Source organism: Mycobacterium sp. 852014-52450_SCH5900713, assembly GCF_001667075.1.
Lineage (GTDB): Bacteria > Actinomycetota > Actinomycetes > Mycobacteriales > Mycobacteriaceae > Mycobacterium.
On sequence record NZ_LZIL01000078.1, the window covers coordinates 21929 to 48281 of the forward strand.

Annotated in this window: 19 protein-coding genes and 3 rRNA genes; 8 read left to right on the top strand and 14 right to left on the bottom strand. The window is 64.2% G+C overall.

Going from position 1 to position 26353, the window contains the following annotated elements; all coding sequences use genetic code 11:
* Positions 1–73: 73 nt before the first annotated feature.
* Entirely contained in the window at positions 74–2188 is a 2115-nt protein-coding gene (locus A5773_RS23225) for an alpha-1,4-glucan--maltose-1-phosphate maltosyltransferase (protein WP_066948379.1), read from the top strand.
* A gap of 1 nt (position 2189) precedes the next feature.
* Positions 2190–4385 carry a 1,4-alpha-glucan branching protein GlgB gene (glgB, locus tag A5773_RS23230; RefSeq protein WP_066948382.1) on the top strand — a complete coding sequence of 732 codons (2196 nt, stop codon included), beginning with the start codon at positions 2190–2192 and terminating at the stop codon, positions 4383–4385.
* A 4-nt stretch (positions 4386–4389) separates the two neighbouring features.
* Here glgB and A5773_RS23235 read toward each other — a convergent pair whose 3' ends face one another.
* A complete protein-coding gene (locus A5773_RS23235) occupies positions 4390–5313 on the bottom strand; it encodes a tetratricopeptide repeat protein (protein ID WP_066948384.1) in 924 nt (307 codons plus the stop codon).
* Between the two features lie 175 nt (positions 5314–5488).
* Positions 5489–6670, bottom strand: coding sequence for an acetyl-CoA C-acetyltransferase (locus A5773_RS23240; RefSeq protein ID WP_067792816.1), 1182 nt, complete (start codon positions 6668–6670; stop codon positions 5489–5491).
* A gap of 78 nt (positions 6671–6748) precedes the next feature.
* Here A5773_RS23240 and mce point away from each other — a divergent pair, with 78 nt between their 5' ends.
* Positions 6749–7216, top strand: coding sequence for a methylmalonyl-CoA epimerase (mce, locus tag A5773_RS23245; protein WP_082948363.1), 468 nt, complete (start codon positions 6749–6751; stop codon positions 7214–7216).
* 10 nt (positions 7217–7226) lie between these two features.
* On the opposite strand, the gene A5773_RS25775 is transcribed toward mce, so the two are convergent.
* Positions 7227–7523, bottom strand: a complete 297-nt coding sequence (locus A5773_RS25775; protein WP_082948364.1) for a hypothetical protein — start codon at positions 7521–7523, stop codon at positions 7227–7229.
* 19 nt (positions 7524–7542) lie between these two features.
* Entirely contained in the window at positions 7543–8214 is a 672-nt protein-coding gene (gene nucS, locus A5773_RS23250) for an endonuclease NucS (protein WP_066948396.1), read from the bottom strand.
* Positions 8215–8259: 45 nt separating this feature from the next.
* On the opposite strand from nucS, the gene A5773_RS23255 reads away from it, so the two are divergent.
* From A5773_RS23255 to A5773_RS23270, 4 genes are all read left to right on the top strand, one after another.
* A complete protein-coding gene (locus A5773_RS23255; RefSeq protein ID WP_066948400.1) occupies positions 8260–9882 on the top strand; it encodes an adenylate/guanylate cyclase domain-containing protein in 1623 nt (540 codons plus the stop codon).
* Between the two features lie 60 nt (positions 9883–9942).
* The gene (locus A5773_RS23260; protein ID WP_066948405.1) at positions 9943–10323 is read left to right on the top strand and encodes a hypothetical protein; all 381 of its coding nucleotides are present in this window, start codon (positions 9943–9945) and stop codon (positions 10321–10323) included.
* Positions 10324–10475: 152 nt separating this feature from the next.
* Positions 10476–11972: a DNA-3-methyladenine glycosylase 2 family protein gene (locus A5773_RS23265; RefSeq protein ID WP_066948408.1), complete on the top strand. Its 1497-nt coding sequence runs from the start codon at positions 10476–10478 to the stop codon at positions 11970–11972.
* Positions 11969–12472 (top strand): methylated-DNA--[protein]-cysteine S-methyltransferase, encoded by a 504-nt coding sequence (locus tag A5773_RS23270; RefSeq protein ID WP_066948412.1) that lies wholly within the window; start codon positions 11969–11971, stop codon positions 12470–12472. The genes A5773_RS23265 and A5773_RS23270 overlap by 4 nt, the downstream gene beginning before the upstream one ends.
* A gap of 60 nt (positions 12473–12532) precedes the next feature.
* Here the strand turns inward: A5773_RS23270 and rrf are convergent.
* From rrf to murA, 4 genes are all read right to left on the bottom strand, one after another.
* A 5S ribosomal RNA gene (gene rrf, locus A5773_RS23275) occupies positions 12533–12645 on the bottom strand.
* Between the two features lie 92 nt (positions 12646–12737).
* Positions 12738–15835: ribosomal RNA gene (locus A5773_RS23280) — 23S ribosomal RNA — on the bottom strand.
* Between the two features lie 281 nt (positions 15836–16116).
* A 16S ribosomal RNA gene (locus A5773_RS23285) occupies positions 16117–17645 on the bottom strand.
* Together the 16S, 23S and 5S rRNA genes form the textbook arrangement of a ribosomal RNA operon.
* A 371-nt stretch (positions 17646–18016) precedes the next feature.
* Positions 18017–19270, bottom strand: a complete 1254-nt coding sequence (gene murA, locus A5773_RS23290; protein WP_066948415.1) for a UDP-N-acetylglucosamine 1-carboxyvinyltransferase — start codon at positions 19268–19270, stop codon at positions 18017–18019.
* Between the two features lie 138 nt (positions 19271–19408).
* On the opposite strand from murA, the gene A5773_RS23295 reads away from it, so the two are divergent.
* Entirely contained in the window at positions 19409–19993 is a 585-nt protein-coding gene (locus A5773_RS23295) for a cob(I)yrinic acid a,c-diamide adenosyltransferase (RefSeq protein ID WP_066948419.1), read from the top strand.
* 15 nt (positions 19994–20008) lie between these two features.
* Here the strand turns inward: A5773_RS23295 and A5773_RS23300 are convergent, their stop codons facing one another.
* From A5773_RS23300 to A5773_RS23325, 6 genes are read right to left on the bottom strand one after another with little or no spacing between them, the layout of a single operon-like run.
* Positions 20009–20452 (bottom strand): DUF2550 domain-containing protein, encoded by a 444-nt coding sequence (locus tag A5773_RS23300; protein WP_066948424.1) that lies wholly within the window; start codon positions 20450–20452, stop codon positions 20009–20011.
* A 17-nt stretch (positions 20453–20469) separates the two neighbouring features.
* Positions 20470–20835, bottom strand: coding sequence for a F0F1 ATP synthase subunit epsilon (locus A5773_RS23305; RefSeq protein WP_066948427.1), 366 nt, complete (start codon positions 20833–20835; stop codon positions 20470–20472).
* A gap of 33 nt (positions 20836–20868) precedes the next feature.
* Complete coding sequence (gene atpD / locus A5773_RS23310; RefSeq protein WP_066948432.1) at positions 20869–22335, bottom strand: F0F1 ATP synthase subunit beta; 1467 nt, start codon at positions 22333–22335, stop codon at positions 20869–20871.
* 21 nt (positions 22336–22356) lie between these two features.
* Positions 22357–23265, bottom strand: a complete 909-nt coding sequence (locus A5773_RS23315; RefSeq protein WP_066948435.1) for a F0F1 ATP synthase subunit gamma — start codon at positions 23263–23265, stop codon at positions 22357–22359.
* Between the two features lie 6 nt (positions 23266–23271).
* A complete protein-coding gene (gene atpA / locus A5773_RS23320; RefSeq protein WP_066948440.1) occupies positions 23272–24948 on the bottom strand; it encodes a F0F1 ATP synthase subunit alpha in 1677 nt (558 codons plus the stop codon).
* Between the two features lie 58 nt (positions 24949–25006).
* Positions 25007–26347, bottom strand: coding sequence for a F0F1 ATP synthase subunit B/delta (locus A5773_RS23325; protein WP_066948443.1), 1341 nt, complete (start codon positions 26345–26347; stop codon positions 25007–25009).
* Positions 26348–26353 lie beyond the last annotated feature (6 nt).

Consider the following 26353-nt stretch of genomic DNA (forward strand, 5'->3'; position numbering starts at 1 on the left):
TCGGAATACTGCCGGCGACGATGCGGTCCGCGAAGCGGGCCGAAGAAGAGCTGGCAAATCGGAACGGAGTGTTGTGCCTGGTCGTGTCGAGATCGATAACGTACAACCGGTCGTCTCCTGCGGCGCGTATCCCGCCAAGGCGGTGGTTGGTGAGACCATCCCGGTCAGCGCGGCGGTATGGCGGGAGGGCCACGAGGCCGTCGCGGCGACGCTGGTCGTGCGATACCTCGGGCCGCGTTATCCGCAGGTAAACGAAACCCGCCGGATCAAAGCGGTCCAGGCCCCGGTGAAGGCCGCGACGGAAGTCGACGGGGCCGGCGATCAGCAACGGATCAAGCCGCTGCTGCTGCCGATGACGTTGGGCCTCGAGCCCTATGTCTTCCACGGGCAATTCACGCCCGACCGGGTGGGCCTGTGGACCTTCAGAATCGACGGGTGGGGCGACCCCATCCACTCCTGGCGGCACGGCCTGGTTGCCAAGCTCGAGGCCGGCCAGGGCGAGACGGAACTGTCCAACGACCTCTTGGTCGGGGCCGCGCTGTTCGAGCGCGCCGCGATGGGGGTGCCGCGCGCGCGGCGCGAACCGCTGATGGCGGCCGCGACGGCGTTGCGAAGCCCCGGGGACCCGATCACCCGCACCGTGCTGGCCCTGGGGCCGGAAATCGACGAGATCCTGGCCGAGTATCCGTTGCGCGATCTGGTCACCCGCGGCGACCAGTACGGGGTCTGGGTGGACCGGCCGCTTGCCCGCTTCGGCTCCTGGTACGAGATGTTCCCCCGCTCGACCGGCGGGTGGGACGCCGAGGGCAAGCCCGTGCACGGCACGTTCGCCACCGCGGCCGCCGAGCTTCCGCGCATCGCGGCAATGGGATTCGACGTGGTGTACCTGCCGCCGATCCACCCGATCGGCAAGGTACACCGCAAGGGCCGCAACAACTCTCCCACCGCCGCTCCCGGAGATGTCGGTTCTCCGTGGGCAATCGGCAGCGACGAGGGCGGCCACGATGCCGTCCACCCGGACCTGGGCACGATCGAAGACTTCGACGCATTCGTCGCCGCGGCGCGTGAGCTGGGCATGGAGGTGTCGCTGGACCTGGCGTTACAGTGCGCCCCGGACCATCCGTGGGCGCGCGATCACCGTGAGTGGTTCACCGAGCTGCCCGACGGCACCATCGCCTACGCGGAGAACCCGCCCAAGAAATACCAAGACATCTATCCGCTCAACTTCGACAACGATCCGGCGGGCCTCTACGACGAGGTGCTGCGCATCGTCCGGCACTGGATGGACCACGGCGTCAAGTTCTTTCGGGTCGACAACCCGCACACCAAGCCGCCGAACTTCTGGGCATGGCTGATCGCCCAGGCGAAGAGCATCGACCCCGATGTGCTGTTCCTCTCGGAGGCCTTCACGCCCCCGGCCCGCCAGTACGGACTGGCCAAGCTCGGGTTCACGCAGTCCTACAGCTACTTCACCTGGCGCACGGCCAAGCAGGAGCTCACCGAGTTCGGCGACGCCATCGCCGCCGCCGCGGACTTTCGGCGCCCGAACCTGTTCGTGAACACCCCGGACATCCTGCACGCCATCCTGCAGCACAACGGCCCTGGCATGTTCGCGATCCGGGCGGTACTGGCGGCGACCATGGGCCCGGCCTGGGGCGTGTATTCGGGTTACGAGCTCTTCGAGCACCGCGCGGTGCGGGAAGGCAGTGAGGAGTACCTGAACTCGGAGAAGTACGAATTGCGGCCTCGTGATTTCGCGGGCGCCCTGGCCGAAGGGCGCTCGCTCGAACCGTTCATCACGCGGCTCAACTCCATACGCCGGCTACATCCGGCGCTGCAGCAGTTGCGTACCATCCATTTCCACGCCGTGGACAACGATGCGCTGCTTGCCTACAGCAAGTTCGACCCGGCGACCGGCGACTGCGTGTTGGTGGTCGTGACGCTCAACGCGTTCGGGGCCGAAGAGGCCACGCTGTTTTTGGATATGGCGGCTTTGGGTATGGAGCCCTATGAGCGTTTCTGGGTGCGCGACGAAATCACCGGCCAGGAATTCCAATGGGGGCAAACAAACTACATTCGCATCGACCCTGCGCGAGCGGTCGCGCATGTCATCAACATGCCACTCATCCCGCAGGAGTCCCGAATGACGCTGCTCCGCAGGCCACCAAAAGGACCGGAGGGATTGTGACATGAGCCAAGCCGACCAACTCGCCAGGACACACCTGGCGCCCGACCCCGCCGACCTGTCGCGCCTGCTGGCCGGAACCCATCACAACCCGCACGGCATCCTGGGCGCCCACGAGTACACCGACCACACCGTCATCCGGGCGTTCCGCCCGCACGCGGCCGAGGTCGTGGCGCTCGTCGGAGACGACCGGTTTCCGTTGGAGCACATCGAGTCCGGCCTGTTCGCCGTAGCGCTCCCCTTCGTCAACCTGATCGACTACCGCCTGCAGGTGAAATACGAGGGTTCCGACCCGTACACCGTCGCCGACGCCTACCGTTTCCTGCCCACTTTGGGCGAGATCGACCTCTTCCTGTTCGGGGAGGGCCGGCACGAGCGACTCTGGGAAGCCCTTGGCGCGCACCCCCGTTCGTTCACCACAGCCGACGGCGTCGTCAACGGCGTGTCGTTCGCGGTGTGGGCGCCCAACGCCAAGGGCGTCAGCCTGATCGGCGAGTTCAACGGCTGGACCGGCAGCGATGCCCCCATGCGGTCGCTGGGCTCCTCGGGTGTGTGGGAGTTGTTCTGGCCCGACTTCCCCGCCAACGGCCTGTATAAGTTTCGCGTGCACGGCGCCGACGGCGTCGTGACCGATCGGGCCGACCCCATGGCGTTCGCCACCGAAGTGCCGCCGCACACCGCGTCCCGCGTGACGCGCAGCGAATACACGTGGCAGGACGCCGAATGGATGGAACGGCGCGCCCAGCGCAATCCGGTGTTCGAGCCGATGAGCACCTACGAAGTCCACCTCGGCTCGTGGCGCCCAGGACTCGGGTACCGGCAACTGGCGGAAGAGCTGACCAATTACGTGGTCGAGCACGGGTTCACCCACGTCGAGTTGCTCCCGGTCGCCGAGCACCCGTTCGCCGGGTCGTGGGGCTACCAGGTGACGTCGTACTACGCGCCGACATCGCGATTCGGCACGCCCGACGAATTCCGGGCGCTGGTCGATGCGCTGCACCACGCCGGCATCGGCGTCATCGTCGACTGGGTGCCGGCGCACTTCCCGAAGGATGCGTGGGCGCTGGGACGGTTTGACGGCACCCCGCTTTACGAACACGCTGATCCCAAGCGCGGTGAGCAACTCGACTGGGGCACTTACGTTTTCGACTTCGGACGCGCCGAGGTGCGTAACTTCTTGGTGGCCAACGCGCTGTATTGGCTCGAGGAGTACCACGTCGACGGGCTACGGGTCGACGCCGTTGCCTCCATGCTGTACCTGGACTACTCGCGCCCCGAGGGCGGCTGGACGCCGAACATCTACGGCGGGCGGGAAAACCTGGAGGCCGTGCAATTTCTGCAGGAGATGAACGCCACGGTGCACAAGTCGGCCCCGGGCATCGTCACCATCGCCGAGGAGTCGACGTCGTGGCCCGGCGTCACCCGCCCGACAAACCTTGGCGGCCTGGGCTTTTCGATGAAGTGGAACATGGGCTGGATGCACGACACGCTCGACTACATCAGCCGCGACCCGATCTACCGCAACTACCACCACCACGAGATGACGTTCTCGATGCTCTACGCATTCAGCGAGAACTACGTGCTGCCGATCAGCCACGACGAAGTCGTGCACGGCAAAGGCACGCTGTGGGGGCGCATGCCGGGCAACAACCATGTCAAGGCGGCCGGACTGCGCAGCCTGCTCGCCTACCAGTGGGCGCACCCCGGCAAGCAATTGCTGTTCATGGGCCAGGAATTCGCCCAGCGCGCCGAGTGGTCCGAGGAGCGCGGCCTGGATTGGTGGCAGCTCGACGAGCAAGGCTTCTCGAACGGCGTCCTGCGTCTGGTGCGCGACATTAATGACATCTACCGCAACCACCCCGCGCTGTGGAGCCAGGACACCGTCCCCGACGGTTACTCTTGGATCGACGCGAACGACTCCGCCAACAACGTGTTGAGCTTCCTGCGGTACGGCAGTGACGGCTCGGTCATGGCCTGCGTCTTCAACTTCGCCGGCAACGAGCACAGCGGATACCGCCTCGGCCTGCCGTCCGCCGGCCGTTGGCGCGAGGTGCTCAACACCGACGCCACCGACTACAACGGCACCGGCATCGGCAACATGGGCGGTGTCGACGCCACCGAGGACCCGTGGCACGGGCGACCCGCGTCGGCGGTGTTGGTGCTGCCGCCCAACTCGGCCCTATGGCTGGAGCCCGAGTAGGCCGTCAGTAGAGCGCGTTGGCGAGGTTGCGCCGTCCGGCGACGACCTCGGGATCGGCAGGATCGAAAAGTTCGAAAAGCTCGATCAATCGGGTGCGCACCCGGGTGCGCTCGTCCCCGGACGTGCTGCGCACCAAGGCAATCAGGCGGTCGAAGGCCGCGCTCGCATCCTGGTTGAGGATTTGCACGTCGGCGGCGGCGAAGGCCGCGTCGATGTCGCTCGGTGCCGCGTCGGCAGCCGCGAGGGCATCCGGCGAGTGGGTGGTTGCGCGCGTCAGAAAATCGATCTGCCGGATCGCGCCCTTGGCTTCGACGCTGCCCGGGTTGGCGTCCAGGATCGCTTGATACGAGGCTCTGGCCGCCTCGAAATCACCGGTCTCGAGCTGTTCGCGGGCCGCTGCCAGCTCGGGGTCGACCTCATCGGAGTCCGCGGAACCGCTTGGGCCCTTGAGCTTTCCGGCCGTGGCCGAGAGAAGCGAATCCACCCAGCCTCGCAACTGGTCGGGCGGCTGCATCCCCTGGAAGCTGGACAGCGGCTGCCCGCCGGCCAGAGCCACGACGGTCGGCACCGCATCGACACCGAATATCTGGGCCACCCTTGGCGCCACGTCGACGTTGACCGTCGCCAGGGACCACTTGCCGTTGTCCTCGGCGGCCAGGCCGGACAGGATGTCGACGAGCTGGACACACGCATCGCTGCGCGGGGACCAGAGCAGCACCACGACCGGCACTTCCTCGGACCGGAGCAGGACTTCGGTTTCGAAATTGGCCTCGGTGATCGCGGTAACTCCGGGACCGGCCTCAGCGGCCGGCGTTGCGCCGGCGCCCGTCGCGCCGGCCGGCGGCTGTTGCTGGGCCCGCTGCTTCAGGCCGGACAAGTCGACCGCACCGGCCATCGCCGGGCCTATCGAGGGTCGCGGGCGCGTCACGTCGTCAAGTTTGTCATGGGCGTCGGTGACCTATCCACCCGGTGGCGAGGACGTCCGGGCCGGTCCGGAGGTCGCACCAACGGGCCCGACCGGCAGATATGACCAAGATCACAAAACTTCCCGTACGTCTGGAGCCAGCAACGTCCTCTGAGGGCGCTAGCGCCCCCCGGTCGAGCTACTTTGCCCGCAGAATCAGCGCGTCGCCCTGGCCACCCGCGCCGCACAGGGCGGCGACGGCGTAGCCGGAGCCGCGGCGGGCCAGTTCCAGGGCCGCATGCAGCGTGATCCGTGCGCCCGACATCCCGATGGGATGCCCGACGGCGATCGCACCGCCGTTGACGTTGACGATCTCGGGATCCAGGCCGAGTTCGCGGGTCGATGCCAGCGCGACCGCCGAGAACGCCTCGTTGATTTCCACGACGTCCAGCTGGTCGACGGAGATGCCCTCGCGGCTGAGCGCTTTCTTGATCGCGTTGGCGGGCTGGGATTGCAGAGTGGAGTCCGGCCCGGCCACCACGCCGTGGGCGCCGATTTCGACCAGCCAGGTCAGCCCGAGCTCTTCTGCCTTGGCCTTGTTCATCACCACCACGGCGGCCGCCCCGTCGGAGATCTGAGACGCCGAACCGGCGGTGATGGTGCCGTCGCGACGGAAGGCCGGTTTGAGGCCGGCCAGGGACTCGGCGGTGGTGTTGGCGCGGATCCCCTCGTCCTCGGTGAACTGCAGCGAATCACCCTTGCGCTGGGGGATGTTGACCGGCACGACTTCGTCGGCGAAGACGCCGTCCTTCCACGCCGCGGCCGCCTTCTGATGCGACCGCGCAGCGAACTCGTCCTGCTCCTGGCGGGTGAATTTGTCCACGTCGTTGCGCTGCTCGGTGAGCGCGCCCATCGGCTGGTCGGTGAACACGTCGTGCAGACCGTCGTAGGCCATGTGGTCAAGGACCGTGACGTCGCCGTACTTGTAGCCCGTCCGGCTGTCCATCAGCAAATGAGGCGCCTTGGTCATCGACTCCTGCCCCCCGGCCACCACCACGTCGAACTCTCCGGCGCGAATGAGCTGGTCAGCGAGCGCGATGGCGTCGATACCGGACAGGCACATCTTGTTGATGGTCAGCGCCGGGACGTCCCAGCCGATGCCGGCCGCAACGGCCGCCTGGCGTGCGGGCATCTGGCCGGCCCCGGCCGTCAGCACCTGCCCCATGATCACGTATTCGACCGCCGAGGCGGGCACGTTGGCCTTCTCCAGCGCGCCGGCGATCGCGATGGCACCCAGGTCGCTGGCCGAGAAACCCTTCAGCGAACCCATCAACTTGCCGATCGGCGTGCGCGCTCCAGCAACGATCACCGACGTCGTCATGAAAACCTCCTAGGGGTCCGTGGACGGCCGGTTCGGCCTCCTGGAGAAGCGCAATCTTTGCCGCCAGGTTACCTTTATGTGATGACGACCGATCAAGTTGACGCCCGTCAGATCCTGGCCACCGGCCTGGTGACGGCGATCGATCACGTCGGCATCGCAGTCGCCGACCTGGACGCGGCAATCGCCTGGTATCACGACCACCTCGGCATGAACCTGGTGCACGAGGAAGTCAACGAGGAGCAGGGAATCCGCGAGGCCATGCTGGCCGTGCGCGGTGCGCCGGCTGGTACCGCGCAGATCCAGCTGATGGCCCCGTTCGACGACTCCTCGACCATCGCGAAGTTCCTCGACAAGCGCGGGCCCGGCATCCAGCAGATGGCGGTTCGCGTGAGCGACCTCGACAGCGTGATCGAGCATCTGCGCGCCCAGGGCATCCGGCTCATCTACGACGCGCCGCGTCGCGGCACGGCAAACTCGCGGATCAACTTCATCCACCCCAAGGACGCCGGCGGCGTGCTCATCGAGCTGGTCGAACCGGCCGCCTGAGTCCCTCAGATCACGACCACTTCCGGGTCGGGCCGCGCGTGGCGCGGTGGCTCCAGCACGGGGCATGCCAATGCCGCCGATCGTCAGCTCCCCCGAGCGTCGAATCGATCGGCCACACCACCAGATGTGCGGTGCCGGCGCGTATTTCGTGGTCACAACCGGGGCAGCGGTACGTCTTGACCGCACGATCCGCGGCGACGGGACGGACTTCGTACTCGTGGCCGTCGGGCCCGGTCTCCACCCGGCGCGGCACCAGGGGCGGCGGTGACGCCCGCTGCCGGCGTGGCGGTGTGCGGCGCCTAGCCATGCCGCCAGCCTAGCGGGGTTCAGAACAGCCGGTACTCGTCGCTGTCCATCCCCCGCATCTTGTCGTAATCCAATGTGATGCAACGGATCCCGCGGTCAGTAGCCAGCGTGCGCGCCTGCGGCTTGATCTGCTGGGCGGCGAACACCCCCTTCACCGGCGCGAGCACGCTGTCGCGATTGAGCAACTCGAGGTAGCGGGTGAGCTGCTCGACGCCGTCGATCTCGCCGCGCCGCTTGATTTCCACCGCGACGGAACCGCCCTGCTCGTCACGGCAGAGCAGGTCGACGGGCCCGATGGCGGTCATGTATTCGCGACGCACCAGCGTGTAGCCCGCACCGAGCAGCTGCACGTGTTCGGCGAGCAACGCCTGCAAGTGGGCTTCGACGCCGTCCTTGACCAGCCCGGGGTCAACGCCCAGATCGTGGCTGGAGTCGTGCTCGACCTCCTCGACGGTGATGCGCAGCTGTTCCCCGGCCTTGTTCTGGACGACCCACACGGGCAGCTGATCACCGGGCTCCTCGGTGAGCCAGCAAGGTGGACTCATCCAGTTCAGCGGCTTGTAGGCGCGGTCGTCGGCGTGCACGCTGACCGATCCGTCGGCCTTGAACAGCAACAGCCTGCGGGCCGACGGAAGATGCGCGGTGAGCCGGCCGACGTAGTCCACAGTGCACTGGGCGATCACTAGACGCACCCGACTCACCTTAGAGCGTGGCCGACAAATTAGGCTGACGCCACCATGTCGGCCAACCAGAGCTTGGCAAAACGGATCGGCCGGGTGCTCGAGACGGTCACCCGGCAGAGCGGGCGGCTACCAGAGACCCCGGCGTACGGCTCGCTGCTGCTGGGACGGGTTTCCGAAAGCCAGCGACGTCGCCGCATCCGCATCCAGGTCATCCTGACGGTGTTGGTCTTGGGCGCCAACCTGATCGGCATCGCCGTTGCGCTGCTCCTGGTGACCATCGCCATTCCGCAGCCCAGTGTGTTCGACGCGCCCGGGTGGATCACCTTCGCGGCGTCACCGGCCTATATCGCGCTGGCACTGGCGGTGGGCACCTATTGGATCACCCGCAGGACCGTCGTATCGCTGCGCTGGGCGATCGAGGAACGCACGCCGAACCGGGAGGACGAGCGAAACACTTTTCTGGCCCCATGGCGCATCGCCCGCTTCGATCTCATCCTGTGGGGTGTCGGGGCGACGGTCCTGACGACGCTTTACGGACTGGTCAACACGCTGTTCATCCCGCGCTTCCTCATCGCGGTCGGCATCTGCGGCATCTTGGTGGCGACCGGCAGTTATCTGCTCGCCGAGTTCGCGTTGCGCCCGGCGGCGGCTCAGGCGCTCGAAGCGGGGCCACCACCGCGGCGATTCGCCTCGGGGATCATGGGCCGGACCATGGTGGTCTGGTTCCTCGGCTCGGGCCTGCCCGTTCTCGGCATCGGCTTCCTGGCCGGCTTCCAGGCCGTGATGCGCAATCTGACCGAGACGCAATTCGCCGTCGGCGTGCTGATCGTATCGATCGCCACGCTGATCTTCGGCTGCCTTTTGATGTGGATCCTGGCCTGGCTCACCGCAACTCCAGTCCGCGTGGTCCGCGCGGCGCTGAGGCGTGTCGAGCGCGGTGATCTGCGGGGCGACCTGGTGGTATTCGACGGAACCGAACTCGGTGAGCTACAACGCGGATTCAACGCGATGGTCGACGGGCTGCGCGAGCGCGAACGGGTTCGCGATCTGTTCGGCCGGCACGTCGGGCGCGAGGTCGCCCTGGCCGCCGAACGCGAGCGGCCGAAGCTGGGCGGAGAAGAACGGCATGTGGCGGTCGTATTCATCGACATCGTCGGGTCGACCAGGCTGGTGACGACCCGGCCCGCGGCGGAGATCGTCCAGTTGCTCAACCAGTTCTTCGCGATAGTCGTCGAGGAAGTGGACCGACACTGCGGGCTGGTCAACAAGTTTGAGGGCGATGCAACGCTGGCCGTGTTCGGGGCGCCCAATCATCTGGACTGCCCCGAAGAGCAAGCGCTGGCCGCCGCGCGCGCCATCTCCGAGCGACTGAACAACGAAATCTCGGTGTGCCGGGCCGGTATCGGGGTGGCGGCGGGGCAAGTCGTTGCCGGGAACGTCGGCGCCCGGGAACGCTTCGAGTACACCGTAATCGGCGGGCCGGTCAACGAGGCAGCCCGCCTGTGCGAGCTTGCCAAGTCGTACCCGGGCCTACTGCTTGCGGCGGCCGACGCGCTGGAAGGTGTGAGCGAGAAGGAGCGCGCCCGTTGGTCTTTGGGCGAGACCGTGACCCTCCGCGGACACGAGCAACCAACCCGCCTCGCCACGCCCGCCGACCCGCCGGCTCAACGCGATTGATTTCGGGCCCGAATGGGTAAGGGGACTAAGGACATCGCCCCTCGAGAGATTGGTGTTGACATGACCGGTAGTGGGACTGCCCGCCGTGTTTCCCTGGCCGCGGGCATCGCCGCGGCAATCGCCCTGAGTTCGTTCACCGCGGGATGCAGTTCGAACAACAACAACAAGAGCCCGACGACTTCGACCGTCACCACCACCGTCACGACGCCCGCGAGCGTCACCACGACGGCACCGGCCGCAACGACTCCCGCCGGACCGGGCGGCGGCGGCCCCGAGACCGGACCCGGGGGCGCCACGACCGCCGGACCGGGTGGTTCCGGCGCCGGCGCCGGTCCCGGCGGGGCGAGTGCCGGTGTGCCCGGCGCGGGGGCTTCCGCCGGACCCGGCGGAGCGGGCGCCTGCGCCGGCGGCGTTTGCGTCGGAACCCCTCCCGCCCCGTAACGCTCGAGCTACGGCTACCGGCCGGTAGCCGTAGTTGCACCGATGCGCCGTTTTGGTGCGGGGCCGCCGTCCGTCAGGGCTCCCGATCCGTCCGCACTACGATGTCGTTTTTCCGCCAGTTTTGTCGGCGGGCGGGTGTAAGTCTTGTAAGCGTGCACGAAGACTTCGAACGCTGCTACCGCGCCGTCCAGTCCAAGGACGCCCGGTTCGACGGCTGGTTCGTCACGGCGGTGCTGACAACCGGCATCTATTGCCGGCCCAGCTGCCCGGTGCGGCCGCCTTTCGCTCGCAACGTCCGGTTCTACCCGACCGCCGCCGCTGCTCAGCGCGCAGGATTCCGGGCATGTAAGCGGTGCCGTCCCGACGCGTCTCCGGGGTCGCCGGAATGGAATGTGCGCGGTGACGTCGTCGCACGGACGATGCGGCTCATCGCCGACGGCACGGTGGACCGTGAAGGTGTCGGCGGTTTGGCGGCCCATCTCGGTTACACCACCCGTCAGCTGGAGCGGCTGTTGCAGGCCGAGGTCGGCGCCGGCCCGCTCGCGCTGGCCCGCGCCCAACGAGCGCAGACCGCCCGCCTGCTCGTCGAGACCACCAACCTGCCGTTCGGCGACATCGCGTTCGCTTCGGGATTTTCCAGCATTCGCCAGTTCAACGACACCGTGCGCTCGGTCTTCGACAATGCGCCGACGGAGCTGCGCCGGCGCGCCGCGGATCCATCGAGCGCCGCAAAACTCGGAGCCGCTTCGGCGGGGACGGTCAGCCTGCGGTTGCCGGTGCGCACGCCGTTCGCCTACAAGGGCGTCTTCGGTCATCTCGCCGCCGGCACGGTGCCCGGCTGCGAGGAGGTCCGCGAAGGTGCCTACCGACGCAGTCTGCGCCTTCCGTTCGGCAGCGCCGTGGTCGCCCTGACACCGGTGATCGACCATGTCCGCTGTGTGCTCACCCTCGACGATTTTCGTGACCTGACGACGGCGATTGCCCGCTGTCGCCGGCTGCTGGATCTCGACGCCGACCCCGAGGCGGTGGACGACGCGCTGGCCGGGGACCCGTACCTGGCTCCCGTGGTGGCCAAGGCGCCCGGCCAACGCATTCCGCGCACCGTCGACGAGGCTGAGCTGGCCGTGCGGGCGGTCCTGGGGCAGCAGGTGTCCACCAAGGCGGCCCGAACCCACGCCGGCCGCCTGGTCGCGGCATACGGTGAGCCGGTCGCGGACCCCGACGGCGGATTGACCCGCACCTTCCCGTCAGCCGAGCAGCTCGCCGAGATCGACCCCGTCCACTTGGCGGTCCCCAAAGCGCGCCGGCGAACCCTCAACGCATTGGTCGCCGGCCTGGCCGACGGCAGTATCGTCCTGGACAGCGGGAGCGAGTGGGAATCCGCCCGCAGGCAATTGCTGGACGTGCCCGGAGTAGGCCCATGGACCGCAGAGGTGATCGCGATGCGCGGCCTCGGTGATCCGGACGCGTTCCCCGCCACCGACCTTGGCCTTCGCCTGGCCGCCAAGCAGCTGGGCTTACCGATTGGCGAACGGGCCCTGGTCGCCCATGGCGTCCAGTGGCGCCCTTGGCGCTCCTACGCCACCCAATACCTATGGACCACCCTCGAGCATCCGGTTAACCAATGGCCACCACAGGAGGTCGCATGATCGAGTACCGCACCATCGACAGCCCAATCGGGCCGCTGACCCTTGCCGGCCAGGACTCGGTTCTGACCATGCTTCGGATGGTCGACCAGACCTACGAGCCGAGCCGCACCGGCTGGGCCCCGAATCCGGCGGCATTCAACGAGGCCACTGAGCAACTCAACGCTTATTTCGAGGGCGAACTCACGGAGTTCGATTTCAAATTCGAGCTGCGCGGCTCCGCATTTCAGCGGCGAGTGTGGGAGGCCCTTCGGACTATCCCCTATGGCGAAACCAGATCGTACGGACAAATCGCGGCACAGATCGGCGCCACCGGCTCCGCTAGGGCCGTTGGGTTGGCCAATGGCCACAACCCGATCGCAATTGTCATCCCCTGCCATCGCGTCATCGGTGCCAACGGCAGCCTCACCGGCTACGGCGGCGGCCTCGACCGAAAGCGAACGCTGCTCGCATTGGAAAAGAAACGCGCATCGGTGAATTCGGCTCTGACTCTATTCGACTAATAACGCACCGGCGTCAGCGAATGCAAAAACACCCCCGTTGCCGGGGGTGTTTTTGTGTATGTTCGGCGGTGTCCTACTTTTCCACCCGGATGGGCAGTATCATCGGCGCTGACAGGCTTAGCTTCCGGGTTCGGAATGGGACCGGGCGTTTCCCTGTCGCTGTGGCCGCCGTAACTCTATTTAAATTTGGTTTCGGTGGGGGGTGTGGCGTCAGAGCGTCCCGCGACTAATAGTCGCTGGAACTGAAAAGTGGTTGCGATTGTGTGTTGGTAAGTTTTCGGCCGGTTAGTGCCAGTTCCCTACACCCATTACTGGGCTTCCAGGTCTGGCCTATCGATCCCGTGGTCTGCGGGGGGCCTTATCCCTCTAAAAGGGTGAGAAACCTGATCTTGGAGAAGGTTTCCCGCTTAGATGCTTTCAGCGGTTATCCTGTCCGAACGTGGCTATCCAGCCGTGCCCCTGGTGGGACAACTGGTATACCAGAGGTTCGTCCGTCCCGGTCCTCTCGTACTAGGGACAGGTTTCCTCAAGTTTCTGACGCGCGCGGCGGATAGAGACCGAACTGTCTCACGACGTTCTAAACCCAGCTCGCGTGCCGCTTTAATGGGCGAACAGCCCAACCCTTGGGACCTGCTCCAGCCCCAGGATGCGACGAGCCGACATCGAGGTGCCAAACCATCCCGTCGATATGGACTCTTGGGGAAGATCAGCCTGTTATCCCCGGGGTACCTTTTATCCGTTGAGCGACACCCCTTCCACTCGGGGGTGCCGGATCACTAGTCCCGACTTTCGTCCCTGCTTGACTTGTAAGTCTCGCAGTCAAGCTCCCTTGTGCACTTACACTCAACACCTGATTGCCGTCCAGGTTGAGGGAACCTTTGGGCGCCTCCGTTACATTTTAGGAGGCAACCGCCCCAGTTAAACTACCCGCCAGGCACTGTCCGTGAACCCGATAAGGGTTCGACGTTAGGTGTCCAATACGATCAGAGTGGTATTTCAACAACGACTCCGCCCCAACTGGCGTTGAGGTTTCACAGTCTCCCACCTATCCTACACAAACCGTACCGAACACCAATACCAAGTTGTAGTGAAGGTCCCGGGGTCTTTTCGTCCTGCCGCGCGTAACGAGCATCTTTACTCGTAGTGCAATTTCGCCGAGTCTATGGTTGAGACAGTTGGGAAGTCGTTACGCCATTCGTGCAGGTCGGAACTTACCCGACAAGGAATTTCGCTACCTTAGGATGGTTATAGTTACCACCGCCGTTTACTGGGGCTTAAATTCTCCGCTTCACCTTACGGTTAACGGGTCCTCTTAACCTTCCAGCACCGGGCAGGCGTCAGTCCGTATACATCGTCTTGCGACTTCGCACGGACCTGTGTTTTTAGTAAACAGTCGCTACCCACTGGTTTCTGCGGCCGAATCCCGCTCCCACCGCAAGGGTGTTCACGGTATTCCGGCCCCCCTTCTCCCGAAGTTACGGGGGCATTTTGCCGAGTTCCTTAACCATAGTTATCTCGTACGCCTTGGTATGCTCTACCTGACCACCTGTGTCGGTTTGGGGTACGGGCCGTGTGTGTGCTCGCTAGAGGCTTTTCTTGGCAGCAGAGGATCACCGAATTCACCTCAATCGGCTATGCATCACCTCTCAGGATTAATGAGCGACGGATTTGCCTATCGCTCTCCCTACAGGCTTGCCCCAGTATTACCACTGACTGGTACGGCTACCTTCCTGCGTCACCCCATTGCTTGACTACTACCAACGAAGGTCCCACGCAGCCGGCGATCCTCGCACCCCGAAGGGATTGATAGACCACCATTTGGGTGGTTAGTACCGCTGATTCGTCAGGGACGCCCACACACGGGTACGGGAATATCAACCCGTTGTCCATCGACTACGCCTGTCGGCCTCGCCTTAGGTCCCGACTCACCCTGGGCGGACTGGCCTGGCCCAGGAACCCTTGGTCTTACGGCGGGCAAGGTTCTCACTTGCCTTATCGCTACTCATGCCTGCATTCTCACTCCCCCAAACTCCACCACCGGTTACCCGGTAGCTTCGCTGCATGGGGGACGCTCCCCTACCCAACCTTGCGGTTGCCGCGGCTTCGGCGGTGTGCTTGAGCCCCGCTACATTATCGGCGCACAATCACTTGACCAGTGAGCTATTACGCACTCTTTCAAGGGTGGCTGCTTCTAAGCCAACCTCCTGGTTGTCTTTGCGACTGCACATCCTTTTCCACTTAGCACACGCTTAGGGGCCTTAGCCGGCGATCTGGGCTGTTTCCCTCTCGACGTACGGAGCTTATCCCCCGCCGTCTCACTGCCACGCTATACACCACGGCATTCGGAGTTTGGCTGACGTCAGTAACCTAGTAGGGCCCATCGGCCATCCAGTAGCTCTACCTCCGTGGTGAAACACGTAACGCTGCACCTAAATGCATTTCGGGGAGAACCAGCTATCACGGAGTTTGATTGGCCTTTCACCCCTACCCACAGCTCATCCCCTCAGTCTTCAACCTAAGTGGGTTCGGGCCTCCACGCGGTCTTACCCGCGCTTCACCCTGGCCATGGGTAGATCACTCCGCTTCGGGTCCAGAACACGCCACTACACCCCAAAGGGGATGCGCCCTATTCAGACTCGCTTTCGCTGCGGCTACCCCGCACGGGTTAACCTCGCGACGTGTCCCTGACTCGCAGGCTCATTCTTCAAAAGGCACGCCATCACCCCACAAGGAGGCTCTGACGGATTGTAGGCACACGGTTTCAGGTACTCTTTCACTCCCCTCCCGGGGTACTTTTCACCATTCCCTCACGGTACTAATCCGCTATCGGTCATCGAGAAGTATTTAGGCTTACCGGGTGGTCCCGGCAGATTCACAGCAGATTCCACGGGCCCGCTGCTACTCGGGAATTGATACAAGGTAGGTGCCGGGTTTTCGCGTACCGGGCTTTCACCGTCTACGGCAGGCCGTCCCAGGCCACTTCCGCTAACCACGACACTTTATGACTACCCCTCAGCCAGGTAGAGCTGAGACATATCAATCCCACTACCCCGCACACACAACCCCTACCCGGTTACACATGCGTGCGGTTTAGCCTGTTCCGCGTTCGCTCGCCACTACTGACGGAATCACAATTGTTTTCTTCTCCTACGGGTACTGAGATGTTTCACTTCCCCGCGTTACCTCCCGCACCCTATATATTCAGATACGGGTAACACGACATCACTCGTGCTGGGTTTCCCCATTCGGAAATCCTCGGATCAAAGCTAGGTTGACAGCTCCCCGAGGCATATCGCAGCCTCCCACGTCCTTCATCGGCTCTCGATGCCAAGGCATCCACCATGCGCCCTTAGACACTTACATACACACAAAAATCAAAAAGAAATTACACATTTTAACGAACACGCGACCGTTGCCGGCAACGCATCCGTTTAGATGCTCGCAACCACTATCCAATACTCAAACACCACACCCCACCACCAAGATGGAGGGACACCACACGGACTGGCCGAGTGTTGTCTCAGGGCCCAATAGTGTGTCTGGCAATCATTTGCTGTTGTGCACCCGGCCCTCACCCACTACAGGTGAGAACCCCGCACGGCTTACATCCCACCAATTGGGATGTTTTTCGTGGTGCTCCTTAGAAAGGAGGTGATCCAGCCGCACCTTCCGGTACGGCTACCTTGTTACGACTTCGTCCCAATCGCCGATCCCACCTTCGACAGCTCCCTCCCAAAGGGTTAGGCCACTGGCTTCGGGTGTTACCGACTTTCATGACGTGACGGGCGGTGTGTACAAGGCCCGGGAACGTATTCACCGCAGCGTTGCTGATCTGCGATTACTAGCGACTCCGACTTCACGGGGTCGAGTTGCAGACCCCGATCCGAACTGAGACCGGCTTTAAAAGGATTCGCTTAACCTTACGGCATCGCAGCCCTTTGTACCGGCCATTGTAGCATGTGTGAAGCCCTGGACATAAGGGGCATGATGACTTGACGTCATCCCCACCTTCCTCCGAGTTGACCCCGGCAGTCTCTCACGAGTCCCCGGCATTACCCGCTGGCAACATGAGACAAGGGTTGCGCTCGTTGCGGGACTTAACCCAACATCTCACGACACGAGCTGACGACAGCCATGCACCACCTGCACACAGGCCACAAGGGAACGCCTATCTCTAGACGCGTCCTGTGCATGTCAAACCCAGGTAAGGTTCTTCGCGTTGCATCGAATTAATCCACATGCTCCGCCGCTTGTGCGGGCCCCCGTCAATTCCTTTGAGTTTTAGCCTTGCGGCCGTACTCCCCAGGCGGGGTACTTAATGCGTTAGCTACGGCACGGATCCCAAGGAAGGAAACCCACACCTAGTACCCACCGTTTACGGCGTGGACTACCAGGGTATCTAATCCTGTTCGCTCCCCACGCTTTCGCTCCTCAGCGTCAGTTACTGCCCAGAGACCCGCCTTCGCCACCGGTGTTCCTCCTGATATCTGCGCATTCCACCGCTACACCAGGAATTCCAGTCTCCCCTGCAGTACTCTAGTCTGCCCGTATCGCCCGCACGCTCACAGTTAAGCCGTGAGATTTCACGAACAACGCGACAAACCACCTACGAGCTCTTTACGCCCAGTAATTCCGGACAACGCTCGCACCCTACGTATTACCGCGGCTGCTGGCACGTAGTTGGCCGGTGCTTCTTCTCCACCTACCGTCAACTCACGAAGTGAGCCTTCGTCGATGGTGAAAGAGGTTTACAACCCGAAGGCCGTCATCCCCCACGCGGCGTCGCTGCATCAGGCTTGCGCCCATTGTGCAATATTCCCCACTGCTGCCTCCCGTAGGAGTCTGGGCCGTATCTCAGTCCCAGTGTGGCCGGACACCCTCTCAGGCCGGCTACCCGTCGTCGCCTTGGTAGGCCATCACCCCACCAACAAGCTGATAGGCCGCGGGCCCATCCCACACCGCAAAAGCTTTCCACCACAAGGCATGCGCCGAGTGGTCCTATTCGGTATTAGACCCAGTTTCCCAGGCTTATCCCGAAGTGCAGGGCAGATTGCCCACGTGTTACTCACCCGTTCGCCACTCGAGTACCCCCGAAGGGGCCTTTCCGTTCGACTTGCATGTGTTAAGCACGCCGCCAGCGTTCGTCCTGAGCCAGGATCAAACTCTCCAAACAAAATCTCCTCGCAGAACGAGGTGAATTTCAAATCAGAGAAAATCTGACCTAACAAAAAGACACCAAATAACTGGCATCAAAAATTGCCATACCCGCACACGGGGAGTGCTTAGGTATGGCCAAAAAAACAACAACAAATAAAAAGACCAAACACACTATTGAGTTCTCAAACAACACTTGTTTCGCCCGTTTTGGGGCAACCCTGCCAGCTTAATACAAGTCCGGCAGTGGAGTCAACTCCCAGTTTTGGTCTTCCAGAGACCGTTTCGGGAGCAGCCGTGCCAGGCTAGTACCAATCCAGCGAGGGAGTCAAGCGCCCGGGGTGTCGACCGCCTGGTGTGGCGACCGGCCCTGCGGGGCACTGACTTTGGTTACTCTACCCGCTCGATCTCCGCTCCCAAAATCGCCAGGTTTTCGACGAACAAGGGGTAGCCGCGATCGATGTGGAAGACGTCGTGGACCTCGGTGTCACCGTCGGCCACCAGCCCCGCCAACACCAGGCCGGCGCCGGCCCGAATATCCGAACACCACACCGGGGCGCTCGACAATTGCGGCAGACCTCGTACGACGGCATGGTGCCCGTCGGTGCGGGCGTCGGCGCCCAACCGGATCATTTCTTCGACGAAGCGGAAGCGCGCCTCGAAGACGTTCTCCGTGATCATCGACGTGCCGTCGGCGATCGACGCCAGAGCGATAGCCATCGGCTGCAGGTCGGTCGGGAACCCGGGGAACGGCAGCGTCGCGACGTTGACGGCCTTGGGGCGCTCGTACTGCGTGATCCGGAAGCTGTTGTCCGTTTGGGTGACCGTCGCGCCGGCGTCGTGCAGTTTATGCAGCACGACCTGGAGGTGGGCCGGGTCGACGCCCGTCACCGAAATGTCGCCTCGGGTCATCGCAGCCGCGATGCCCCACGTGGCCGCAACGATGCGATCGCCGATCACGCGGTGCTCCGTCGGGTGTAGCCGGGGAACGCCGGTGATGGTCATGGTCGGCGAACCCGCACCTTCGACCTGCGCGCCCATCTGATTCAACATGGTGCACAGGTCCACGACATCGGGTTCGCGCGCCGCGTTGTGGATCGTGGTTACGCCCTCGGCGAGGACGGCGGCCATCAGGATGTTTTCGGTGGCTCCCACCGACGGAAACTCCAGCTGAATCTCCGCGCCGCGCAACGTGTCGGCCTGGGCGACGACGCAGCCGTGCTCGATGTTGCATTGCGCGCCCAGTTGGCGCAGGCCCGACTGGTGCATGTCCAGCGGACGAGACCCGATCGCGTCGCCGCCCGGCAGGGCGACCCTGGCCCGCTTACACCGGCCAACCAGCGGCCCAAGCACGCAGACCGATGCGCGGAACTGTCGTACCGCAGCGAAATCGGCGTCGTATTTCGGCTCGTCGGGTGAGGTGATGCGGGCGACGTCGCCGTCGAGCTCGACGGTGGCGCCGAGCCCACGCAACACCTCGGCCATCAACGGCACGTCGAGGATGTCGGGGCAGTTGGTGATGGTGCTGGTGCCTTCGGCCAGCAGGGTCGCTGCCATCAGCTTGAGCACGCTGTTTTTGGCGCCTCCCACTGCGACTTCGCCGGACAACCGGTTTCCGCCGGTCACCACGAATCGCTCAGCCACCCGCGTCAGTCTAGTGAAGCGGTATCGCCTTGTCAGTCAGCCCGCTTGACGGCGATGCGCTCCGCCGAGCGAAGTGAGGTGGAATCAAGCGGTCAGCCGAGGCTCCATGCCCACCCGGGCCGCAGTACCGTCTTGCTCATGGCGATACACCTGACCCGGATCTATACGCGAACCGGTGACGACGGCACGACGGGGTTGAGTGACTTCTCGCGGGTCTCCAAGAACGACCCTCGCCTGGTCGCGTACGCCGACTGCGACGAGGCCAACTCGGCGATCGGCGTCGCGATCGCCTTGGGGCAGCCCGACGAGGAAACCGCTGGCGTACTGCGGCAGATCCAGAACGACCTGTTCGACGCGGGCGCGGACCTGTCGACCCCGGTGGTGGAAAACCCCGAATATCCCCCGCTGCGAATCACCCAGCCCTACATCGATCGACTGGAAGGCTGGTGTGACAAATATAACGAGCACCTGCCGGCGCTGAATTCCTTTGTGCTGCCGGGCGGTTCGCCGTTGTCGGCGCTTCTGCACGTCGCCCGCACGATCGTCCGTCGTGCGGAACGATCGGCCTGGGCGGCGATCGATGCCGCGCCGCAGCAGATCAACGTGCTTCCGGCGAAATACCTGAACCGCCTGTCGGATCTGCTTTTCATCCTGGCACGTGCGGCCAATCCCGACGGTGACGTGTTGTGGCAACCCGGCGGAGGCGCGCCGACCCCGGGTTAGCCTGCGGCACGCGGCCTAAACGCTGCGGCGACGAGCGCGTGGTGACGGACGGGACTCCAGCCAGGACAGGAAGGCCGTCAAAGCGCCCTTGTCCAGCGCGATCTCGTAACCGGTCCTGCGGTCCTGCGTCGTGTCGCGCAGCTCCAGCACGACGATCTCGTCGGTCATGATGTCGAATTCGTCGCCGCGCGGCGCACGCCGGGCGACGATTTCCACTCCCCTGCGGCTGAGTCGACGATCCGGCCACAAACGCAGGCTGGACAGCCGGTAGAACGCCGCCTCACCGCCGCGGTAACGAATCACGCCGTGACGCCAGCCGTGACCTCCGACCGCGGGGATGTCCCGCATGATTCCCGCCGTGCCGCCCTGACGCAGCTTCCACAACCGATAACTCAGCGCGACGACTGCGCCCGCGAGGACAACGACGAGCACGACCATGCCGACCATGGGCGCGCTCATCCTCTTGTCCGGAGTGGCTAGTCGATTGCGCCGACGGCGCGCAATCTGCCGCGCCCCCGCGCCGCGATGCGCGGGTCGTCGGACTCAGATTCCTCCCTGGCGGCGCTCTCGTCGATCTCGGATTCGAATGCGGCGGACTCGGCCAGGACTGTGACCGTCTCCTCGGTGACCGACAGGAACCCGCCTTCGATGGCGACCCGCAGATCGTCTTCGCCCTCTCTCTCGACGCGCACCATTGCGTCGTCGACCAATTGCGCTACCAGCGGGATATGCCGCGGCAGGATACCGATCTCGCCGACGGTGGTGCGGGTGAACAGGAAAGTCGCCTCACCCGACCAGATCTTCCGGTCTACGGCGACTATCTCAACATTCAAATCCGCCATGCCACAGTGCCCTTCACAGCCTCGACTCAGTCCTCAGGAATCCAGTTTGGCGCCGAAGCTTTCGGCTTTCTTGGCCAAGTCGTCGAGGCCACCGATCAAGAAGAACGCCTGCTCCGGTATGTGGTCGAAGTCGCCCTTGGTCAGGCGGTCGAACGCCTCGATGGTCTCCTTCAGCGGCACCGTCGAACCCGGCTGACCTGTGAACTGCTCGGCCGCCATCATGTTCTGCGAGAGGAACCGCTCGATGCGTCGTGCGCGCTGAACGAGCTGCTTGTCCTCTTCCGAGAGCTCGTCGATACCGAGGATCGCGATGATGTCTTGGAGATCCTTGTACCGCTGCAGGATTCGGATGACCTCCTGCGCCACGGCGTAGTGCTCGTCACCAACGACGCTCGGGTCCAGGATGGTCGAGCTCGATGCCAGCGGGTCCACCGCCGGGAAAATTCCCTTGGAGAACACCGAACGCGACAGTTCGGTGGTCGCGTCCAGGTGCGCGAACGTCGTCGCCGGCGCGGGGTCGGTGTAGTCGTCGGCGGGCACGTAGACCGCCTGCATCGACGTGATCGAGCGCCCGCGCGTCGACGTGATGCGCTCCTGCAGCTCGCCCATCTCGTCGGCCAGCGTGGGCTGGTAGCCCACGGCCGAGGGCATACGGCCGAGCAGGGTCGACACCTCGGAACCCGCCTGAGTGAAGCGGAAGATGTTGTCGATGAACAGCAGCACGTCCTGGCCGGCCTCGTCGCGGAACCACTCCGCCATCGTCAGCGCCGACAGCGCCACCCGCATACGGGTGCCGGGCGGCTCGTCCATCTGACCAAACACCAGCGCGGTGTCCTTGAGCACGTCAGCCTCTTTGAGCTCGACCCAGAGGTCGTTGCCCTCACGGGTGCGCTCACCGACGCCGGCGAAAACCGAAGTACCACCGAAGTTTCGGGCGATACGGTTGATCATCTCCTGGATGAGCACCGTCTTGCCCACGCCGGCGCCGCCGAACAGGGCGATCTTGCCACCACGCACGTAGGGGGTAAGCAGGTCGACGACCTTCAGGCCGGTTTCGAGCATCTCGGTGCGGGGCTCGAGCTCTTCGAACGGCGGCGGCTTGCGGTGGATCGACCAGTGCTCGAAGTCTTCGCCGTATCCGGGCTTGTCCAGGCAGTCTCCCAGCGCGTTGAAGACGTGACCCTTCACCTCTTGGCCGACCGGTACCGAGATCGGCTTGCCGCTGTCGGTCACCTCGACGCCGCGGACCAGGCCGTCGGTGGGCTGCAACGAAATGGTGCGAACCAGGTTGTCGCCGAGGTGCTGTGCGACCTCCAGCGTGAGGGTCTTCTTGAGTTCCTCGAACGTGATCTTGGCGTTGAGCGCGTTGAACAGTTCGGGAACGGATCCACGCGGAAACTCGACGTCGACCACGGGGCCGGTGATTCGTACCACGCGGCCGCTGGTCTCGGAGTTGGTGGACTTATCGTTCTTCTTCGTTGCTTCGGTAGTAGCAGCCATATTTTTCTTCTTCCTCGTGTGCTACTTGGCGTCGGCGAGTGCGTTTGCACCGCCGACGATTTCGCTGATCTCTTGGGTGATCTGAGCCTGCCGCTCGCGGTTCGCCATCAGCGTCAGTTCTTTGATCAGGTCGTCCGCATTGTCGGTCGCCGACTTCATCGCCCGTTGGCGCGACGCGAGCTCCGATGCCGCCGATTCAAGTAACGCGGCGTAGACGCGGGTCGTCACGTACCGCGGCAGCAACGACTCGAAAAGCGTTGTCGCGTCTGGCTCGAACGAGTACAGCGTATGAAGTTCCTCGGTGTCCTCGACATATTCCACGACCAGCGGAGCGATGCGGTGGGCCACCGCTGCCTGCGACATCATCGACTTGAACTCCGAGTAGACGATGTGCAGTTCGTCCACGCCTTGGTCGTCCGATGACTCGTCGTCGCCCGCACCCGTCATGAAAGTCTCGACCAGGGTCGAAGCGATCTCCGCGGCGTTCTCGTAGCTGGGTTGCTCGGAGAATCCCGTCCACGATTCGGTGATGTCCCAGTTGCGGAACTTGAAGTAGTTCAGCGCCTTCCGGCCAACCGTGTACACGACCGGCGTCTTGCCTTCCTCCCTCAGCAGCGAGAACAGCTCCTCGGCCCGACGGAAGATGCTGGAGTTGTACGCCCCGCACAATCCGCGGTCGGAGGACACCACCAGAACGCCGGCCCGCTTGGGTTCCTCTCGCTCGACCAGCAGAGGGTGATCCAGTGCGGCTTCGGAGGACAGCGTGGTCAGCATCGAGGTGATCTGAAACGCGTAGGGCCTAGCGGCTTGCAGCCGAGCCTGCGCCTTTCCGATGCGCGATGTCGCGATCATCTCCTGGGCCTTGGTGATCTTCTTGATCGACCCTGCCGAGCGAATTCGGCCGCGTAGTTCGCGAAGTGTGGCAGCCATTGTTAGTTACTTCTTGTCCTTGCCGCTCTTGGAGTCCTTCTTGTCCTTGGGCTTCTCCTTCTTGACCTGGACCGACTCCTTTTCGAGATCTTCCTCGTCCAGGGGCTCGACGTGCTCGTCCGGCACCACCGATCCACCGCCCGTGGCAGCGAACCCCTTCTTGAAGTTCTTGATGATCTCGGTCAGCTGGTTCTCGCCCTCTTCGGAGAGCTTTCCGCTGTCGCGGACACCGGCCAGGAACTTCTCTTCCGACGCCCGCATGTGGTCCAGCAACTCGGTTTCGAAGCGCCTGACGTCCTCGACCGGCACGGAGTCCAGGTGACCGCCGGTGCCCAGGAAGATCGAAACCACCTGCTCCTCAACCGGCATGGGCTGGTATTGCGGTTGCTTGAGCAGTTCGACCAGCCGTTCACCGCGCTCCAGCTGCGCCTTGGACGTCGCGTCCAGGTCCGAAGCGAAGGCCGCGAACGACTCGAGTTCGCGGTACTGCGACAGGTCCAGACGCAGCGAGCCGGCCACCTCTTTCATGGCCTTGATCTGCGCCGCACCGCCGACGCGGGACACCGACACACCGACGTTGATGGCCGGCCGCACACCCTGGTTGAACAAATCGGACTCCAGGAAGCACTGGCCATCGGTGATCGAGATGACGTTGGTCGGGATGTAGGCCGAGATGTCGTTGGCCTTGGTCTCGATGATCGGCAGACCCGTCAGCGAGCCGCCCCCGAGGTCGTCGGAGAGCTTCGCGCAGCGCTCCAACAGCCGCGAGTGCAGGTAAAACACGTCACCGGGGTACGCCTCGCGACCCGGCGGCCGGCGCAGCAGCAGCGAGATCGCGCGGTACGCCTCGGCCTGCTTGCTCAGGTCGTCGAAGACGATCAGCACGTGCTTGCCGTCGTACATCCAGTGCTGGGCGATTGCCGAACCCGTGTAGGGCGCAAGCCATTTGAAGCCGGCGGAGTCCGATGCCGGGGCGGCGACGATGGTGGTGTAGTCCATCGCGCCGCCCTCTTCGAGCGCTCGCCGCACCGACGCGATGGTGGTGCCCTTCTGCCCGATGGCCACGTAAACGCAGCGAACCTGCTTCTTTTCGTCGCCGCTCTCCCAGTTCTCCCGCTGGTTGAGGATGGTGTCGACGCAGACGGCGGTCTTGCCGGTCTTGCGGTCGCCGATGATCAGCTGCCGCTGACCGCGACCGATCGGGGTCATCGCGTCGATGGCCTTGATGCCGGTCTGCAGCGGCTCGCTCACGCTCTGCCGCTGCACCACGGACGGCGCCTGGATCTCCAGGGCGCGGCGCGTGTCGGTGTCGATGTCTCCCCGGCCGTCGATGGGGTGGCCGAGCGGATTGACGACGCGTCCGAGGAATGCGTCGCCGACGGGGACGGACAGCACCTCCCCGGTGCGCTTGACCTGTTGGCCCTCTTCGATTTTCTCGAAGTCGCCCAAGATCACCGCGCCGACGCTGTGCTCGTCGAGGTTCAGTGCGACGCCGAGGACCCCGCCCGGGAACTCGAGCAGTTCCTGGGTCATGACGGAGGGCAAGCCTTCGACGTGCGCGATGCCGTCTCCGGCATCGACGACGGTACCGACCTCTTCGCGGGAGGTGTCGGAGGTGAAAGAGCCTACATACTCCTCGATGGCGTTCTGGATGTCATCAGCGGAGATCGTCAACTCGGCCATGGCTTTTCGTCTTCCTACTTGATCTTGGTTCGCGTGTGGTTGTGGTAGGCGGTTGGTGTCAGTCGGGCAGTTGCGCCTTCGCAGCGGCGAGGCGAGAAGCGAGTGTCCCGTCAATCACTTCGTCTGCCACGGAGATGAGCAGACCGCCGAGCAGTTCGTCGGAGACCTGCAGCTGCACCGTCACCGGATGACCGTAGATACGGCCGAGCACGTCGGTGAGGCGAGATCGTTGGGCGTCGCTGAGGTCGGCCGCCGCGCTGACTCGCGCGACGATCTCGCCGTGGCGCGCCACCGCAACTTTCGCCAAGAACTGGAAGGCCTCCTCGGCCGACTCACCCCTGAGCAGTTGGACGGTTTGGGTCAGCAGCGCCACCACAATCGGATCGACCCGGGCGCTGGCGCTGTCAAGAACCTTGCGAAGCAGGTCGATTCGGCCTTCGACCGGCACGCCGTAGTCGCCCAACATGATCCCGAGCCGGGGCTGTGCGTCCAGGATGCGGGAGAAGCGGAACAACTGGTCTTCCACGTCGTCGACCTTGTCCTCGCGTTCGGCGACTTCGAGCAACGCCTGGCGCGAGATGTGCTCGATCGCATCGCCCAAATCGGAGTTGGCCGACCAGCGCTCCGAGACGGCCATCCGCAGAACGTCGAGCGTGGCGTCGGCGACTTTGCCCGAGACCAGCCGCTCGATAAGCCGTACCCGGGGCGCCGGATCCTCGGCGGGCACGGTCAGGTACCGGGTGACAACGATCTCGCGGTCCAGCATTTCGGCGACCGAAACGAGCTCGGCGGACAGGCTGGAAAGGGCCTTGTTGTCAAGGTCTTTGGCGATGTCGCTGAACCGCTCCGCCAGGCTGGCCACCGCCAGCCGACTGGCGGAGCGCATCTTGGCCAGCAGCGGATATTGGACCTCTGCGGGTGCCGGGGCCATCGCTTCGAGGTCGTCCAGGAAGCGATCGACGGTACCCGCTTGTTGCGCGGGGTCGGCGACGTAGTTACGCACCAGCTCGCCTGCCTGACGCACCGCCTCGTGACCGAGTTCCAGGCGAAGCTGGCGGCTCAGCTGGGTGCGCAGCAGGTCGGCCTGGCGGGCACCCTGCGCGGTGATGCGTTCGGACTCGACACCGGCCTGGGTCCGGAACTGTTCGGCGATGCGGCCGGAATCCGTCTCCGCTTCTTCGACGAGCCGCTCGGCCTCAGTCTTGGCGGATTCCACCGCGTTGCTGTGGGCGGTGGTCGACTCGCTCAACCGATCTGCCGCTGCCGCAGAGTCTTTCAACTGTTGGCGCACGGTCTCTTGGCGGGCGGCCATCAGACGACGTACCGGCGGCACGACGTACCGCACGACCAAGAGCACGATGGCCGCGAAACCGATCAACTGCCCGATGAATGTCGACATACCCGA